The sequence below is a fragment of the Micromonospora sp. NPDC051227 genome, from assembly GCF_044455385.1.
Classification (GTDB): domain Bacteria; phylum Actinomycetota; class Actinomycetes; order Mycobacteriales; family Micromonosporaceae; genus Micromonospora.
In genome coordinates, this window is sequence record NZ_JBITET010000013.1 from 98,491 (window position 1) to 111,652 (window position 13,162).

The following is a 13,162-nucleotide window of genomic DNA, read 5'->3' on the forward strand; positions in this document are numbered from 1 at the left end:
GGCATGGTCGGCGGCCGTCGCTTCCGCCCGGGTGGTGGCTTCGGCCGCCAACTCGACGAGTACGAGACGAGGGTCGGTGTGCCGCCGCCCACGGAGTCGCCCGCCGAGTCCCGCGGCGGCCTGGTGGACAGCGCGGTCTACATCCGAGGGCACCGGTTCGCCTCGCCGTCCGGCCTCGCCGAGACGTACCGCTGCCTCCAGGAGCAGGACGGCGCGATGGCCTGGATCGGGTTGTACCGGCCGGGCATCGACCAGATCACCTCGCTGGCCCGGGAGTTCCGGCTGCACGACCTGGCGGTCGAGGACGCGATCAACGCCCACCAGCGGCCGAAGCTGGAGCGGTACGCGCACACCCTGTTCGTGGTGCTGCGCGCCGCTCGCTACAACGACCTGCGGGAGGAGGTCGAGTTCTCCGAGCTGCACCTGTTCATCGGGCCGGGCTTCGTGGTCACCGTCCGACACGGTGAGGCGCCCGACCTGGCCGCGGTGCGGCGGCGGCTGGAGACCGAGGCGCAGATGCTCGCCCGGGGGCCGGAGGCGATCCTGTACGCGATCCTCGACCAGGTCGTCGACGGGTACGCGCCGGTGGTGGCCGGACTGGAGAACGACATCGACGAGATCGAGACCCAGGTGTTCGGTGGCGACCCGAACGCCAGCCGCCGCATCTACGGGCTCAGCCGCGAGGTCATCCAGTTCCAGCGGGCCGCCCGGCCCCTGCTCAGCGTGCTCGACGCGCTGGCCGACGGCCCCGGCAGCGCCAGCAACGACGAGGAGCTGCGCCGCTACCTGCGCGACGTGACCGACCACCTGACCCAGGTGGTCGAGCGGGTGGACGGTTTCCGGCACCTGTTGCAGAACATCCTCACCGTCAACGCCACGCTCGTCTCGCAGCAGCAGAACGAGGAGATGCGCAGCCTCACCGCAGCCAGCTACGCGCAGAACGAGGAGCTGAAGAAGGTCTCGTCCTGGGCGGCGATCCTGTTCGCTCCCACGCTCATCGGCACCGTGTACGGCATGAACTTCGTCCACATGCCGGAGCTGAACTGGCGCTTCGGTTACCTCTTCGCGCTGCTGTTGATGCTGCTGGTCTGCGGCACCCTCTATGTGATCTTCAAGCGGCGCGGCTGGCTCTGAGCCGCGCGGCCCGGATTCACTCGATGCCGCGCAGGATGTGCCGTTCGTCCTCGACGTCGTCGTCGCCGGCACCGATGCGGCCGAGCAGTACGGCGGCCGCCCAGATCGTCAGTGGCGTGGCCGCCCCGGTCATTCCGCCGCCGGTCCGGTCGTCCCGGGTCTGGCTCCGCTCCGTGCGCGGTGGCCTGCGCTGAGCCTGCATGGGCCCTGCCTCTCCTCGTCGAAGCCGCCGTGGGCGACGCGGGGTGACCCCGCGCCACACCGGATGGGCGGACCGCCTGTGAGCAGCCCACCACCGGTACGACAGCCACTCGAACCTTCCCACGCCCGGCCGCATCCGCACCGCTTGTTTTCGGGTTTCCGACTGTCGCCCGCCAAACCGGACATTACGCCTCGACGGTCGAGGCACGGTCAAGACAGCGGGTGGGCGATGCCGCGGGCGTGGTCGGTGAGCGCCGCGCCGACCACTGTCGCGGCCAGCGGCAACACCTCCAGGCAGCGGCGCACCGCGGCGGCCATCAGCGTGTTCGGCACCCGCATGGAGAGCGTGCAGTGCGGCACCCACCGCCCCGGCTGGTAGTGCTCGGCGAGGGCGATGCCGGCGGCGGCGAGCCGGTCGTGCACCAGCCGGTGGTGCGCCAGCAACTCCGGGGTGGGTGCCGGGCCGAGCCAGAGCACCCGACCGACGAACTGGCCGGCGTGCTGGAAGTCGAGCCGCAGCGGGGCGGCCACCACCGTCCCCTGTAGCGCCTCGGCGACCTGCTCCCTGTCGAAACGGGGCGCCACCATGAGCGAGACGTGTGGACGGTGGCGCTGCTCCAGCAGCGAGCGCATGCTCTGCACCCCCTCGGCCTCCAGTGCGTCCCAGAGCACCCGGATCCGGCGGGTGGCGTCCGGGTCCAGGTACAACTCCACCGCGGCGACCATTCGATCACCGTAGCGGCCGAGGTTTGCGCGCCCTGGTCCGGCGGTACCTGTTCGGAAACCGACCAGGAAGGCGTACCCGTGGACGTGAGTGACCTGCTGACCGAGGCGTACGACCGGCTGCCCGACCTCGTTCGCGCGGCCGTCGACGGCCTCAGCCCCGAGCAACTGCGTCACCAGCCCGGGCCGGGCGCCAACTCGGTCGGCTGGCTGGTCTGGCACCTCACCCGGGTGCAGGACCACCACGTCGCCGACCTGCTCGACGCCGAGCAGATCTGGGTGAGCGGCGACTGGGCGGGTCGGTTCGGGCTCGCCGCCGACCCCGACAACACCGGCTACGGGCACTCGCCCGCTCAGGTCGCTGCCGTGCGGCCGGAGAGCGCGCAGGCGCTGATCGACTACTACCAGGCGGTCGCAGCGCGTACCGGACGCTTCCTGGCCGGCTTGGGCCCGGCAGACCTGGACCGCGTGGTCGACGAGGCGTGGGACCCGCCGGTCACCCTCGGCGTCCGGTTGGTCAGCATCGTCGACGACGACCTGCAACACGTGGGCCAGGCCGCCTACGTGCGCGGCCTGATCGGGGTTGGCTGACGCGCCCCTCACCCTTTTCAGGTGAGCCGGGCTCACCCAGACGCGGGTGATCCTGCGGGAAACCGTGGGGAGGGGACCCGATGGGCGCGACGGCGGAGCAGTACCTGCGACAGCTGGACACCGGTCGGCGGCCCGACCTGCCGGAGACCACAGCGGGGACGCTGCGGCTGGACGTTCGCGACGACGCCGGCACCGATCACTGGTACCTGACCATCGCCGACCAACAGGTCCGGGCGGCACGGTCGGCCGATGACGCCGATCTGGTGGTCCGCGCGGACCGGTGGGTGTTCGACCTGATGGTCAACGGGCAGCTGCACCCCGGCGCGGCTCTGCTGCGCAACGAGCTGATCCTGCAGGGGAACATGCAACTGCTGATGCTGCTGCGGCGGATCTTCGCGGGGCCCAGCGGCGCCCGCCACCCGCGGGATCTGGGCCAAACCGCCATGGCCGCTCGGGCCTCGGACCGAAACACCGTGGCCGCCCAAGCCTCGGGCCGAAGCGCGACGGACGCTCGGGAGCAACGGTCGTGAGGCAGGAACTGCTCCACGTGATCGCCGGCAACGTGTTCGCGATCAGCGACGCCCAGGGCGACATCGAGGCCGACCCACGGTCGCCGGTGGGGCTCTTCGCGTACGACACCCGCTTCCTGTCGCACTGGGTGCTCAAGATCGACAGTGAACGGATCAACGCGCTCTCCCGTGACGACCTCACCTACTTCGAGACCCGGTTCTTCCTGGTCCCCGGCGCGGCCAGCCACTACGTCGACGCCGACGTGTCGATCATCCGCCACCGCTCGATCCACGACTGTCTGCACGAGAACATCACGGTGCTCAACCACTCGCCACAGCCCGCCGACTTCACGATTCGAGTGGAGATGGGCAGCGACTTCACCGACATCGCCGAGATCGGCCGCCTCCGCCAGCGGGCCGTCGAGGTCACCGCGGACTCGGCGAACCAGCAGCTCGTGCTGCGTTACCAGCGGCAGCGGTTCGTCCGCCAGACCACCGTGCGGAGCACCGTTCCGGTCGAGGTGGACGAGGGGGGAATGACGTTCCGGATCCGGATCGCCCCGGAGGGGAAGTGGGAGACCGACCTGCACGTCGCCATGACCATGGGCGGTGCGGACGGGCAGGACGTACGCGCCTCCCTCCAGTCCCACCAGCGGGCCGTGCGTACCGGGATGCGCGAGAGCCTGGCCGACTGGATGGACCAGGCACCGCAACTGGTGGCCGAACGCGACGGACTGGAGGAGATGTACCGGGGCAGCCTGGCCGACCTGGCGGCACTGCGGTACCGGCCGCTGTCGTACGACGCCCGGGTGCCGATCGCTGGTCTGCCGTGGGCGATGTGGTTGTGCGGACGACACAGCATCATCACGTGTCTGGAGACGCTGGCGTTCACCCCCCAACTGGCACCCGCGACGCTGCGGATGCTGGCCTTCATGCAGGGTGGCCAGCTCGACGACGATCTCGACGAGGAGCCGGGCAAGATCCTGGCCCACCTCCGCTACGGCGAGTCCGGCGCATTCGGCGACCGGGCGAACGCGCTGTACTACGGATCGGCGGACACCAGCCCGCTCTTCGTCGTCCTGCTCGACGAGTACGAGCGGTGGTCCGGTGACGCGGACCTGGTCCGGGAGCTGCGCCACCCGGCCCGGATGGCGCTGGACTGGATCGACGAGTACGGCGACCTGACCGGGGACGGCTACGTGCGTTACCAGCGTCGCAACGAGCGCGACGGCGCGATCAACCAGTGCTGGAAGGACTCCCCGGATGGGATCACCAGCGCCGACGACCAGCAACCCGCCTTTCCCCGCGCCACCTGCGAGTTGCAGGGCTACGCGTACGACGCGAAGAGGCGCGGGGCCCGGCTGGCCCGGGAGTTCTGGGGCGACCCCGCGTACGCCGACCGGCTGGAGCGGGAGGCGGCCGCGTTGAAGGACCGCTTCAACCGGGACTTCTGGCTGCCGCACCGGGAGTACTACGCGTTGGCTCTCGACCCGTACGGTGAGCCGGTCGACGCGCTGGCCTCCAACATGGGACATCTGCTGTGGAGCGGCATCGTCCCGGACGACCGTGCGGAGGCGGTCGCCGAGCATCTGGTCGGACCGCGGTTGTTCGGTGGTTGGGGGGTGCGCACCTTCGCCACCGGGCAGCGCCCGTACAACCCGGTGGGCGCCCACCTGGGCGCGGTGTGGCCGGCGGACAACGCCCTGATCGCCGCCGGGCTGCGCCGCTACCGTTTCGACACGCAGGCAGCCACGATCGCGGGCGGCATCTTCGACATGGCGCAGACTCTCGGCGGGGCGGTGCCGGAGGCGATCGCCGGCCACGAGCGGAGCCTGACGAAGTATCCGGTCCAGTTGCCGGGGGCCGGCCGCCCGCAGTCGTGGTCGTCCGGGGCGCTGCTGATGCTGTTGAGCACCACCCTGGGGTTGCGACCCGCCGGCGACAACCTGCTGGTGAACCCGGCCGTCCCGGAGGGGTTCGGTCGGCTGGAGCTGCTGGACGTCCCGGGTCGCTGGGGCCACTCCGACGCCTACGCCAGAGATCGGACCACCGAGGGTCGGCACCGCCCCCGACTCCGCTGAGGCCCGTCGGCGACCAGCGCGGCACCCGCCAGCGCCGATCGCCCAGGGTCAGGGTCAGCCCATGGTCTTGGCGCCGTCGATCGACTCCCGCAGGATGTCGGCGTGCCCGGCGTGCTGGGCCGTCTCGGCGATCAGGTGCAGCAGCACCCGCCGGATTGTCCAACTCGCCCCCGGCTCGAACCACGGCGCCTGCGGCAGCGGGTGCGCCGCGTCCAGGTCGAGGGTGCCGATCAACTCGTCGGTCTGAGCGGCCACCTTCTGGAAGCGCTCGACCAACCCGGCGAGTGTCTCGCCCGGCAACATCTGGAACTGACCGACCCAGTCGATCTCCTCGCGGCCCATCGCCTCCGCGCCGCCGACGGCGAAGAGCATCCACCGGTGCTCGACGCCGGACACGTGCTTGATGAGGCCACCGAGGCAGAGCCCACTGACGGTGGGGCGGTTGGCCGCCTGCTCGTCGGTGAGCCCGTCGACCGTCTGCAAGAGGAAACCGCGGTGCCTGCGCAGGCTCTGCAGGAGGTCGGTGCGCTCACCGGTGAGCTGCTCAGTGCTGGTCATGCCGCCACCCTTCGTTGATGTCCACCCGGTGCCACCGTAGGGCGAGGCACCGACACTCTCGGGCACGACACCTCCACGACCGAAGACCCGCCAGCGGTTGCCGATCCGCGCCGGTGGCGGTCCACTGAACGACATGGGTGTGATTAAGGTGGGCACGTCGTCCTGGGCGGACCAGACCCTGCTGCGCTCCGGGTGGTACCCGCGCTCGGCCAGCACGCCGGCCCGTCGACTGGGCTTCTACGCCAGCCAGTTCCCGATGGTCGAGGTGGACACGTCCTACTACGCCATCCCGGTGCCGGAGACGACCCAGGGCTGGGTGGACGCCACACCCGACGACTTCACCTTCGACGTCAAGGCGTTCAGCCTCTTCACCGGTCACCCGACACCGGTCGCCGTGCTGCCCCGGGACCTGCGACCGACCAGCGGCCCGAGCCGGATCCGCCGCCGGGACCTACCGGAGCCGGCGTACGACGAGCTGTGGGCCCGGTTCCGCGCGGCCCTCGACCCGATCGCGGCGGCCGGCAAGCTGGGTGTGGTGATGTTGCAGTTCCCGCCGTGGCTGGTGCGCAGCCCCGCGGCCGAACGCCGGATCGTCGAGCTGGCGCAGCGCTGCCAGCCGTGGCCTGTCGCTGTGGAGCTGCGGCACGGCTCCTGGTTGGACGACGACGCGGCCGCGGACACTCTGGACCTGCTACGCGCCCACGACCTGTCAGTGGTCTGCGTCGACATGCCACAGGGGCATCCGTCGTCGGTGCCACCGATCCTGACCATGACGGCGGAACCGGCGATCGTCCGGTTCCACGGTCACAGCGACGCCTGGGGCGCTGGCGACAAGCAGGAGAAGTTCCGGTACGCGTACGCCGAGGACGAGCTGCGGCACTGGGCCGGACGGCTGGCCGAGTTCGCCGATCTCCCCGACGAGCTGCACGTGCTGTTCAACAACTGCTGCGCCGGGCAGGCCCAGCGCGACGCCACTCGGCTGGCGCAACTGCTCGCCGAGACGATGGTCGTCGAGCAGGCCGCTCCGGCGACCGGCTGATCGCGGCACGGGCCGCTCGGCCGGGCGCCGGTCCGCTCAGGACCGCCGTCCCCGGCTGCGCAGGGCGTCCTGGGTCGACTCGCCGATGTCCGCGTCGTCGGGGAAGCTCCGGCCGCTGGGGGCGGGATCGGGTGGGGCGCCCGGTCCGGCCATCGTCGTACGGGTCGGCTCGACCGAGCCGAAGCCGTGCCGTCCCGCCGGGTCCGACCGGCCCGCCGGAGCACCCGCGCGTCGCTCGCCGCGCCGTCCCTCGGGCACCGCTGTCTCCTCGCTGCCCTCGTCCATCGGTGAGTCGTCGGCCGTGCCCCAGGGCGCGTCGGCGTCGAAGCCGTCGCCGGTGCCCCACGGCTTGGTCGCCTCCGGCTCCTGCCGGTCGTTGTCACCGCTGCGCCCCTTGTGCGCCGTCATGGCCACCCCGCTCGTCGGTCCGCCGCCAGCGGCGGACGATGTGCAGTCCTCGGGCCGGGGCCGCCCGCCCGAGCCCGGTGTACGACATGTCGCCGGCGCCCGCCGCTGCGGGCGCCGACCCGTCATCGCTGCGGTGCTCGCGTAGGGCCGGCCAGCGCCCCGCCGTCGAGGTGGCGGCGGGACGCCGGCCGGCCCGACGTTCAGCGTCCGGCCATCGCCATCGGCCGCTTGCCGTTCATTCCCATCTTGATCATGCTCTTCGAGGCGCCCTTCATCCCACCGGCGCGACCGAGCATGCCGCGGAACACCTGGCCGGGCTTCTGCTGCTCACTCATGTACGCGGTGACCACGACCAGGGTCCCGGTCAGCGCCGGAATGGCCCACTGGAGCAGCTTCATCTGCCGCTGCGACGAGGCAACACTGGCCGGGGTCTGGTGGTTCGGCTCGGTGGCGCCGCTCACCGACGGTCCGCCGGCCTTCTCCAGCCGCATGCCGAGCAATCGGCTGTAGCCGGTGACCGCGAGCGCGCCGATGGTCAACGCGGTCTTGATGGCGCTGGCCCGGGCGACGCCGGACTGGGCCGCCACCCGTGGGCTCTCGGTCACCAGCTCGCCGACAGCGCCGGCCAGGTGCGCGCCGATCGCGGCCGCGTTGACCGGCGTCCACTTGGACCATCCGGCCGAGGCGACCGGGAGCCGCTGGGTCGAGTCGCTGATTTTCGCCGCTGCGCCGTTGACGCCGAAGGCACCCATGAGGGAGCCGCCAAACCAGGCCGCCAGGCCCAGATCGTGCATCGAGCGCAGTGCGGTATGCCGTTCGGACATGTGATCCCCTTCCGCCGTGTCGGGCGGTGCGGCTTACCCGCCGGTCGGGCGGCTAACCCCGCCCCGGGCGGGCCGATCCGCGCGGTGGAGGGCCGCTACCGGACATCCGTGGCGTCGGCGGGTCGATCTGCCCCGAGCAGGAGTCGTTCGCCCGGTGGTGGGTAGATCCCGAGCGACGCCGACGAGAGGGGAACGCGATGTCACAGCCGGACGAGAGCCGGGAGAAGACCCCCAAAACAGACGCGGTGCTCATGCACCCCGACAACGACCCACACCGGAACACCGCAGAGGTCGCACCCCGCAAGGAGCACGCCGAGATTCAGGTGGAGCGGGACGGTGAACTGGTGCCGCTGGACCAGGACGAGTGAGCCGACCGGCCGGTTCGGCTCAGCGGGGCGGCAGGTCGCCGACGAAACCGGCGATCCGCCGCGCCAGCGGATTGCTGGCGCGGACCCAGGTGAAGTGGTCCAACGTCGTACCGGCCTGCGCCACTGTGTACCGCTCCCGGGTCACCGGGGCGCCGGCGAGCTTCGCGCAGAGGTGGTCCATGGTCTCGTGCGGGGTGAACTGGTCGTCGTCCACACTGACGGCCAGCACCGGGGTCCGCACCGCGCGGACGGCGGCCTCGGTGTCCGTACCGTCGAGCCGGGGGAATCGGCCGGTCCGCGCGGTGTGGGCCCAGTCGCGGATCACGCCGCGTGCCTGCCGACCGCCGAAGCCCCAGCCCGGCCAGACCCCGAGCAGCGCCGCCGTGGCGGCGATCCCCTGGGTGTAGGGCAGTACGCCGAGGCCGCGCCGGCCCGGATAGCTCCGCCAGTACGGGATGCCGACCGCCAGCAGCGCCAACCCGTCCACCTCGCCGCTGCCGTGCAGGGCGAGGTGCAGCAGCGCGGCCTGCCCGCCGAGCGAGTGCCCGAGGAGCAGTCGGGTTCGTCCGTCCAGACGTGGCTTGAGGGCGGCCAGGACGGCGCCGACGTCGTCGGCCAGTTCGGCGTAACCGTGCCGGTCCGCCCGACTCGGCGCGGGCGTGCTCGCCCCGGTGCCGCGCAGGTCGGCCACGACCACGGCCAGTCCGGCGGCGCGCAGCGCGGCGGCGAAGGGCCGGTAGTACCGGGCCCGGACCCCCATCGCGGGCCAGATCACGACCACCGGCGCGGCCGGCACCCCGTCCGGCTCCGGATAGACCTGCACACCCAACCGGCCACCGTCGACATCGACGAACTCCTGCGCGTACTCCGGGTCCCCGTTCACCGGCCCAGACTACGGCCTGACGTTACCGGCGGGTAGTAGCAGGCGTGGAGCCCACGACAGCGGTGGGCGGACGTGCCGCGCGCTCGACGGACGCGACGGAGGGCCCCGCCGAATGGCGGAGCCCTCCGAGGGACGCTGCGGTCAGGAGACTGAGATCGCCCCGTTGCTGGCCCGCACGCAGGCCACCGAACGGGCGCTGGTGGAGGCCGCGCCGCTGAGGCACTGGCCGAGCACCTGGTGCCCGGTGGCGTTCGGGTGCCACGACTCCTGGCAGGTCTGGAAGTAGGTGACGCAGGTGTTGGCGATGCGCTGAATGGCGATCTTGTCCTTGCCGGCGAGGCTGGTGACGAAGGTGCCGGTCGCGCCGTCCTGAAGCCGGATCGGAGTGGCCAGCGCGCCGCTCGGGCTGCTGGTCTGCTCGCAGAGCCGGGCGCCGTTGAAGGCCTGCTGCACGTTCAGGTACACCAGCTCGTCGGCGGGGAACTCGGCGGCCAGAGTGTCCCGGGTGGACTTCACGATGCTGCCCAGGCCCTGGGAGAAGCGGTGCCCCGGCGCCAGGCTGGCCCGGTGGATCGGGCAACCGCCCGCGTACCGCTCGGCACCCAGGTCACGGAACTTGTCCCGGGTGTCGTCCCGGCTGTCCTCCTCGTGGAACTGCTGGTTCAGGTCCAACGGCAGCGGGTTCGTGTAGTCCTGAAACACCACCCGGTGCTGCCCGTCCGCGTCCACCTGGTCGAGGGTGGTCAGGATCTGGCGTACGGCCGCGGTGGTCTCCGCGGTCGCGGCGCTGAGCTGCGCGGCGGTGGCCAGGTCGGCGTCGCTGCACGGCTTCTGCTCCACCGGCCCGTTCAGGTACGCCCAGAACTCCCACCAGCCGGTCCAGGCGTCGGCGATGAACCGGTTGGCGCACTTCTCCGCGACACTGCCGAAGGTGAACGAGCTGTTGTTGGAGCCGAGGCCGACCAGCACCAGGTCGATGTCCTGGGTCTGCGCGACAGCGCGCAGCTGACTCAGCTGCGAGGCGACGGTACGACCGTTGGTCCGCGCCTGGGAGGCGTTGGCGATGTCGTGTGGCTGACCACCGGAGCAGGCCAGGTTGAACCGGTTCTGGATGCCCGGCAGGTTGGCCTGGTTGAGCGAGGCGTTCGCCGAGCGGTGGCAGAAGAACGCGTTGTTGTTCGCCGCGGTCCAACCGGGGAAGCCCTGGCTGACTCCGTTGACGTCAACGACCGGGGTGTACGCCCCGGCGCCCTCGCCACTGATGAAGCTGTCCCCGAGTGCCACCGCGGCGGTGGGCAACGCGGCGGACGCGGGTGCGGGCAGCGCGACGGCGGTCGACAACGCGGCCATGGCGATCGTTAGTCCCGCGGCGAGCGCGGTACGCCGGAACCTGGGCATGGGGCCCCCAACCATCGAAAGATGAAAGATTCTCTGAGAGCGAGATCACATCACCCTCGTGCAACGGGCGTCAATGGCCCGTAACAGATTCGTTCGGTGAAAGACACGCGTGTGTAGGCGCACCGCTGAGGTCAGCTCCTGCGCTCAATCGGTCGCGATCGTCGTGAGCGTCGGGAGCGGGCCGGCCACGGTCTCCCTGGGTGATCCCATGATCACCTGATGCTGTCTGCTGGCTCACGTCCGTGGACCGACGCGCGGCGGGTCGCGCGGGGCCTCCGACACTTGTCCTAGCCTCGGGCTAGGCTCGCTGCGGCGCGCCACGCCGGCTGATGTCGCCGGTAACCGGCAGCACACCGCCGAGACCGGGGAGTACGACCAGTTGACCGCAGAGCCTGACACCCTGTACGGGGCCGATGACCTCACCCACCTTGAGGGGCTGGACGCTGTCCGCAAGCGGCCCGGCATGTACATCGGTTCCACCGACAGCCGTGGCGTGGGTCACCTCGTCAACGAGATCCTCGACAACTCCACCGACGAGGGTGTCGCCGGTCACGCCAGCCACGTCGAGGTGATCCTGCACGCCGACGGCTCGGTGCAGGTCGACGACGACGGCCGGGGCATCCCCACCGACGTGCACGCCAAGTCCGGCATCTCCGGCGTCGAGCTGGTGCTGACCCGGCTGCACGCCGGCGGCAAGTTCGGCGGCTCCGGCTACAAGACCTCCGGCGGCCTGCACGGCGTCGGCGCGTCGGCGGTCAACGCGCTGTCCCGCCGCTTCGACGTGACCGTCCGCCGGGCCGGCAAGATCCACGCGATGTCGTTCCGGCACGGCGTCCCGGGCATCTTCGACGGCGACGGGCCGGACGCCCCCTTCACCGCCGGCCCCGGGCTCCAGGTGGCCGGCGCCATGAAGCGCGGCCAGCGCACCGGCACCTCGATCCGCTGGTGGCACGACGCCCGCTACTTCGAGACCGGGGCGGCGCTCGACGTCGACGCCGTCCGGATGAAGCTGCGCAACACCGCGTTCCTGGTCCCCGGCGTGACCTACCTGCTGCGCGACCTGACCGGCGAGGCGCCCGCCGAGGAGCGGTTCCACTACCCCAACGGGCTCAGCGACATGGTGGAGTTCCTCGCCCCGGCCGGCGACCGGCCGGTCTCCGGCACCCTGCTGGTCAACGGCGAGGGCACCTACCGGGAGAACGCCGCCGACGCCAACGGTGTCATGCAGTCCAACGTGCAGCGGCGCGCCGAGGTCGAGGTGGCGTTCCGGTGGGGCACCGGTTACGAGCGCACGGTCGAGTGCTTCACCAACACCATCCGCAACGCGCACGGCGGCACCCACCGCAAGGGCTTCGAGCGGGCCCTGGTCCGCGCGCTCGCCGACGCGATCCGCAACACCCGCGGTCTGCTCAAGGCCAAGGAGGAGCCACCCACCCTGGACGACGTCCTGGAGGGGATGACGGCGGTGGTGCACGTGCGGATCCCCGAGCCGCAGTTCACCTCGCAGACCAAGGACGAGCTCTCCACCACCGGCATCACCAAGGTTCTCCAGTCCCTGGTCGACGCGCACATCAAAGCCTGGCTGGAGGACCGGCGCACCAAGGCCGAGGCGCGCACCGTCCTGCAGAAGATCGTCGACGCCGCCCGGGTGCGACTCACCCAGAAGCAACAGAAGGACGCCGCCCGGCGCAAGACCGCCCTGGAGGGCGCGTCCATGCCGCCGAAGCTGGTCGACTGCCGGGCGACCGGCATCGATCGCAGTGAGCTGTTCATCGTCGAGGGTGACAGCGCACTGGGGACGAGCCGGATGGCCCGTTCCTCGGAATACCAGGCGCTGCTGCCGATCCGCGGCAAGATCCTCAATGTCCAGAAGGCCAACCTCCAGCAGGTGCTGGACAATGCCGAGTGCGCGGCCATCGTGCAGGTTCTCGGCGCCGGCTCGGGGCGTACCTTCGACCTCTCCGCGCTGCGCTACGGCCGTGTGCTGATCATGGCCGACGCCGACGTGGACGGCGCCCACATCCGTACGCTGCTGATCACCCTGTTCGCCCGGTACATGCGACCGTTGATCGAGGCCGGTCGGCTCTACGCCGCGATGCCGCCCCTACACAAGATCACCACCAAGGGGCGCAGCCCGCAGACCGTCTACACCTACACGCAGGCCGAGATGGAGACGACGGTCCGCAAGCTGGAAAAGGCCGGCAAGCAGATCGTCACGCCCATCCCACGGTTCAAGGGTCTCGGTGAGATGGACGCCGACGAGCTGTGGGACACCACGATGAACCCGGCCACCCGTGCCGTCCGCCGGATCACCCTCGACGACGTCGACGCCGCCGAACGCATCCTCGAACTGCTGATGGGCGAGAAGGTCGAGCCGCGCCGCAACTGGCTCATCGACTCCGCCGACCGCGTCGACCGGGATGCGATCGACGCATGAGCGCCCGT

14 protein-coding genes are annotated in these 13,162 nt (G+C 71.1%); 7 read left to right on the forward strand and 7 right to left on the reverse strand.

What is annotated here, in order from left to right; genetic code table 11:
- Positions 1–3 precede the first annotated feature (3 nt).
- A complete protein-coding gene (gene corA / locus ACIA47_RS26535) occupies positions 4–1,134 on the forward strand; it encodes a magnesium/cobalt transporter CorA (protein ID WP_396711169.1) in 1,131 nt (376 codons plus the stop codon).
- A gap of 16 nt (positions 1,135–1,150) precedes the next feature.
- On the opposite strand, the gene ACIA47_RS26540 is transcribed toward corA, so the two are convergent.
- Together ACIA47_RS26540 and ACIA47_RS26545 are read right to left on the reverse strand one after the other, a co-directional pair.
- On the reverse strand, positions 1,151–1,336 hold the full coding sequence (locus tag ACIA47_RS26540) for a hypothetical protein (RefSeq protein ID WP_091401337.1): 186 nt from the start codon (positions 1,334–1,336) through the stop codon (positions 1,151–1,153).
- A 209-nt stretch (positions 1,337–1,545) separates the two neighbouring features.
- Entirely contained in the window at positions 1,546–2,061 is a 516-nt protein-coding gene (locus tag ACIA47_RS26545) for a 2'-5' RNA ligase family protein (RefSeq protein ID WP_203120407.1), read from the reverse strand.
- Positions 2,062–2,139: 78 nt separating this feature from the next.
- Between ACIA47_RS26545 and ACIA47_RS26550 the strand changes: the two genes are divergently transcribed.
- The 3 genes from ACIA47_RS26550 (at position 2,140) to ACIA47_RS26560 (ending at position 5,239) form a co-directional block, all read left to right on the forward strand.
- The gene (locus ACIA47_RS26550) at positions 2,140–2,649 is read left to right on the forward strand and encodes a DUF664 domain-containing protein (RefSeq protein ID WP_396711170.1); all 510 of its coding nucleotides are present in this window, start codon (positions 2,140–2,142) and stop codon (positions 2,647–2,649) included.
- Positions 2,650–2,729: 80 nt separating this feature from the next.
- A complete protein-coding gene (locus ACIA47_RS26555; protein WP_396711171.1) occupies positions 2,730–3,179 on the forward strand; it encodes an SCP2 sterol-binding domain-containing protein in 450 nt (149 codons plus the stop codon).
- Complete coding sequence (locus tag ACIA47_RS26560; protein ID WP_396711172.1) at positions 3,176–5,239, forward strand: glycogen debranching N-terminal domain-containing protein; 2,064 nt, start codon at positions 3,176–3,178, stop codon at positions 5,237–5,239. The genes ACIA47_RS26555 and ACIA47_RS26560 overlap by 4 nt, the downstream gene beginning before the upstream one ends.
- 54 nt (positions 5,240–5,293) lie before the next feature.
- Here ACIA47_RS26560 and ACIA47_RS26565 read toward each other — a convergent pair whose 3' ends face one another.
- A complete protein-coding gene (locus tag ACIA47_RS26565) occupies positions 5,294–5,797 on the reverse strand; it encodes a DinB family protein (RefSeq protein ID WP_396711173.1) in 504 nt (167 codons plus the stop codon).
- 133 nt (positions 5,798–5,930) lie between these two features.
- Between ACIA47_RS26565 and ACIA47_RS26570 the strand changes: the two genes are divergently transcribed.
- Positions 5,931–6,836: a DUF72 domain-containing protein gene (locus ACIA47_RS26570; protein WP_203120402.1), complete on the forward strand. Its 906-nt coding sequence runs from the start codon at positions 5,931–5,933 to the stop codon at positions 6,834–6,836.
- Positions 6,837–6,872: 36 nt separating this feature from the next.
- Here the strand turns inward: ACIA47_RS26570 and ACIA47_RS26575 are convergent, their stop codons facing one another.
- Positions 6,873–7,244 (reverse strand): hypothetical protein, encoded by a 372-nt coding sequence (locus ACIA47_RS26575; RefSeq protein WP_396711174.1) that lies wholly within the window; start codon positions 7,242–7,244, stop codon positions 6,873–6,875.
- A 200-nt stretch (positions 7,245–7,444) separates the two neighbouring features.
- Entirely contained in the window at positions 7,445–8,068 is a 624-nt protein-coding gene (locus ACIA47_RS26580; RefSeq protein WP_203120401.1) for a hypothetical protein, read from the reverse strand.
- 197 nt (positions 8,069–8,265) lie between these two features.
- Between ACIA47_RS26580 and ACIA47_RS26585 the strand changes: the two genes are divergently transcribed.
- Complete coding sequence (locus ACIA47_RS26585; protein WP_158629581.1) at positions 8,266–8,436, forward strand: hypothetical protein; 171 nt, start codon at positions 8,266–8,268, stop codon at positions 8,434–8,436.
- Positions 8,437–8,455: 19 nt separating this feature from the next.
- Here the strand turns inward: ACIA47_RS26585 and ACIA47_RS26590 are convergent, their stop codons facing one another.
- Entirely contained in the window at positions 8,456–9,319 is an 864-nt protein-coding gene (locus tag ACIA47_RS26590) for an alpha/beta fold hydrolase (protein ID WP_203120400.1), read from the reverse strand.
- Between the two features lie 141 nt (positions 9,320–9,460).
- Positions 9,461–10,717 carry a hypothetical protein gene (locus ACIA47_RS26595; protein WP_203120399.1) on the reverse strand — a complete coding sequence of 419 codons (1,257 nt, stop codon included), beginning with the start codon at positions 10,715–10,717 and terminating at the stop codon, positions 9,461–9,463.
- Between the two features lie 379 nt (positions 10,718–11,096).
- On the opposite strand from ACIA47_RS26595, the gene ACIA47_RS26600 reads away from it, so the two are divergent.
- Complete coding sequence (locus ACIA47_RS26600; RefSeq protein ID WP_203120398.1) at positions 11,097–13,154, forward strand: DNA topoisomerase IV subunit B; 2,058 nt, start codon at positions 11,097–11,099, stop codon at positions 13,152–13,154.
- Positions 13,155–13,162 lie beyond the last annotated feature (8 nt).

Excerpts from the sequence above, each read along its gene's own strand:
- corA (WP_396711169.1), top strand. The coding sequence starts at position 4 with ATGGTCGGCGGCCGTCGCTTCCGCCCGGGTGGTGGCTTCGGCCGCCAA.
- ACIA47_RS26540 (WP_091401337.1), bottom strand. The coding sequence starts at position 1,336 with ATGCAGGCTCAGCGCAGGCCACCGCGCACGGAGCGGAGCCAGACCCGG.
- ACIA47_RS26545 (WP_203120407.1), bottom strand. The coding sequence starts at position 2,061 with ATGGTCGCCGCGGTGGAGTTGTACCTGGACCCGGACGCCACCCGCCGG.
- ACIA47_RS26555 (WP_396711171.1), top strand. The coding sequence starts at position 2,730 with ATGGGCGCGACGGCGGAGCAGTACCTGCGACAGCTGGACACCGGTCGG.
- ACIA47_RS26565 (WP_396711173.1), bottom strand. The coding sequence starts at position 5,797 with ATGACCAGCACTGAGCAGCTCACCGGTGAGCGCACCGACCTCCTGCAG.
- ACIA47_RS26570 (WP_203120402.1), top strand. The coding sequence starts at position 5,931 with ATGGGTGTGATTAAGGTGGGCACGTCGTCCTGGGCGGACCAGACCCTG.
- ACIA47_RS26575 (WP_396711174.1), bottom strand. The coding sequence starts at position 7,244 with ATGACGGCGCACAAGGGGCGCAGCGGTGACAACGACCGGCAGGAGCCG.
- ACIA47_RS26580 (WP_203120401.1), bottom strand. The coding sequence starts at position 8,068 with ATGTCCGAACGGCATACCGCACTGCGCTCGATGCACGATCTGGGCCTG.
- ACIA47_RS26585 (WP_158629581.1), top strand. The coding sequence starts at position 8,266 with ATGTCACAGCCGGACGAGAGCCGGGAGAAGACCCCCAAAACAGACGCG.
- ACIA47_RS26595 (WP_203120399.1), bottom strand. The coding sequence starts at position 10,717 with ATGCCCAGGTTCCGGCGTACCGCGCTCGCCGCGGGACTAACGATCGCC.